This is a genomic window from Phytoactinopolyspora endophytica, from assembly GCF_004138495.1.
GTDB classification, from domain to species: domain Bacteria; phylum Actinomycetota; class Actinomycetes; order Jiangellales; family Jiangellaceae; genus Phytoactinopolyspora; species Phytoactinopolyspora endophytica.
Genome location: NZ_ML142849.1, coordinates 320,270 through 322,264 on the forward strand (window position 1 = coordinate 320,270; position 1,995 = coordinate 322,264).

Below are 1,995 nucleotides of genomic sequence, written 5' to 3' on the forward strand. Positions count from 1 at the left end.
ATCGACGGTGGACTCCTCCTCGGCCCCGCCCTTCAGACCGAGACCGCATGAGCCCACCAGACACGACCGGATGGAACGACTCCGCACGGGACGCGTCTTTATCCCACCTGCCCAACCACATCCGACGAGCCATCGAGATCACCCCCGCCGCGGGCACCAGAGAACGGATCATCGACATCACGACGCTGGGGCGCCGCACCGGCCGGCCACGCCGCATCGAGATCTTCTTCTACCGAGCCGCGGGCACCACCTACCTGTGTAGCGGCGCCGGCGGTGCCGCGACCGACTGGCATGCGAACCTTCTCGCCAATCCCAACTTCACCTTCCACCTCAAGAACGGGATCCGTGCAGATCTGCCTGCACGGGCCACGCCTGTCACCGACCCAGCTGAACGTCAGGCCGTGCTGGCGGAGATCGTCGCGGATCTCAATCAGCCCCACGACCCCGGCACCATCCGGCCGACTCGGCTCGAAGACTGGGCTGACAGTCGGCTGATGCGCATCAGCTTCCGCCATCGGCCGTGATCGCGGATCCCTCGACAGATGACCTACACCCCAGGGACTGGGGTGTAGCCGCGGCCGTGCTCGCCGAGGGCAAGCGGATCCTGATCGACGACCCGGCACGGTTCGACAACGTGTTGGTCATCGGTGTAGATCGACATGGTCGAGGGCCGCTCAAAGCAGGTGTTCAAGGCCTGGCTCGCTGCACGCCCAGAGGCGTGGCGCGACGGGATCGAGGTGGTCGCGATGGACGGGTTCAGCGGGTTCAGACCACGACTACACCCTCAACCGTGAAAAGCCGAATTACTGCACTCTCGAAAGGTGCGGGCGTACGGTCTCCTCTCGGTACCCGCTCTATCACTGGAACTCGACATCCTCTACATTGCTGTAGGCCAGCTGACCTCGGTACAGATCACCGAGGCACCGACCGAGTCGGAGGAAACCATCCATCCTACCTGGGGTAAGGAGCGAAAAGGGGTCGAAGTGAGCGGATCCGTGTCCTCCCCCATCGTCGAACTGGAGCCCTTATCCCACGCCGCGACCGGCCTCGGCGTCGCGCTGCACAGCGTCGAGGTCACGGTCGACGGCGAACCGGTGGTGAGTGCCGCCGTCCCGGGCCTGGGGGTGCACGCCCCGCACCGGATGTACTCGATTTCCAAGACGGTGACCGGGTTCGCGGTCGGTCTGCTCGCGGATGAGGGCCGGCTGAGCCTCGATGACACCATTACGAGCCACTTCCCCGAGTTCCGCCCCTGCCACCCATGGGTGGAGGCGACCACGCTGCGCCACATGCTGTCCATGCTCGGGCCGCACGCCGCCACCACGTACAAGCTCTTCGAGGGCGGCTGGCTGAAGTCATACTTCACCGTGCCGCCGACCCACCCGCCGGGTGCCGTCTTCACGTACGACACGAGCGCCTCTTACGTGCTGGCGGCACTTGTGGAGCGGATCGCCGGGACGTCGCTTGTGGACTACCTGTGCCCGCGTCTGCTCGACCCGCTGGGTGCGAGCGATCATGTCCGGTTTCTCACCGGCCCGGAGCCGGTCAGCCACGGCGGCTCCGGGCTGATCTGCACGCCGCGCGACCTGCTGCTCCTTGCCCACCTGCTGCTGGACGACGGCGTCCGCGACGGTGTGCGCCTGCTGCCCGCCGACTACCTGCGCGCGGCCACCACCGTCCAAGCCGACACCGAGATGCAAACCTGGGGTGCGCCGTTCCGCGGCGGATACGGCTACCAGTTCTGGCTGCCTCCACGGGGCGGGTTCCTGATGTTCGGCCTGGGCGGTCAGATCGTGTACGGCGACCCCGAGCATCGCCTGGCGGTGGTCGTCACCGCGGACACCCAGCCAGTCCAGGGCGGCGACCAACGGCTGCTCGACCTCGTGCTGCGTCACCTGGTCGCCCCGGTCGTCGAGCAGAGCGCGGGACGCCCGACGGCGAGTGTTCCGGAGCCGCCCGGTCCCGCGCGAGAGATCGAGCTCGCGTGGCCGCTGC

Annotated in this window: 2 protein-coding genes and 1 pseudogene; all 3 read left to right on the plus strand. The window is 67.3% G+C overall.

Translation table 11 applies throughout. The features are described from left to right. Positions 1-47: 47 nt before the first annotated feature. The gene (locus ELR45_RS01390; protein WP_129662827.1) at positions 48-524 is read left to right on the plus strand and encodes a nitroreductase/quinone reductase family protein; all 477 of its coding nucleotides are present in this window, start codon (positions 48-50) and stop codon (positions 522-524) included. Between the two features lie 38 nt (positions 525-562). Further along, positions 563-770: pseudogene (locus ELR45_RS01395) on the plus strand (transposase); the annotation flags it as partial. 51 nt (positions 771-821) lie between these two features. After that, positions 822-1,995, plus strand: a 1,174-nt coding sequence (locus ELR45_RS01400) for a serine hydrolase domain-containing protein (protein ID WP_165367368.1), incomplete at its 3' end; no start/stop codon positions are given.